Source organism: Citrobacter sp. MGH 55, assembly GCF_016906145.1.
Classification (GTDB): domain Bacteria; phylum Pseudomonadota; class Gammaproteobacteria; order Enterobacterales; family Enterobacteriaceae; genus Citrobacter_A; species Citrobacter_A amalonaticus.
In genome coordinates this window covers 1606217-1606438 of record NZ_CP070239.1, presented here as the reverse complement: position 1 = coordinate 1606438, position 222 = coordinate 1606217, and the positions used below count along the sequence as shown (strand labels likewise).

The following is a 222-nucleotide window of genomic DNA, read 5'->3' as shown; positions in this document are numbered from 1 at the left end:
CTACAGGCCGGATAAGGCAAAGCCAYACTCCAAATTTGCAGCGCARAAACGCAAAAAAGCCCATCCGTCAGGATGGGCTCTTCACTTAATTGATGCCTGGCAGTTCCCTACTCTCGCATGGGGAGACCCCACACTACCATCGGCGCTACGGCGTTTCACTTCTGAGTTCGGCATGGGGTCAGGTGGGACCACCGCGCTACAGCCGCCAGGCAAATTCTGTTT

The 222-nt window shown here is 55.5% G+C and carries 1 rRNA gene; it reads right to left on the bottom strand.

Annotated features, from left to right (window positions below):
* Positions 1-94 precede the first annotated feature (94 nt).
* Positions 95-210, bottom strand: a 5S ribosomal RNA gene (gene rrf, locus JTI98_RS06565).
* Positions 211-222 lie beyond the last annotated feature (12 nt).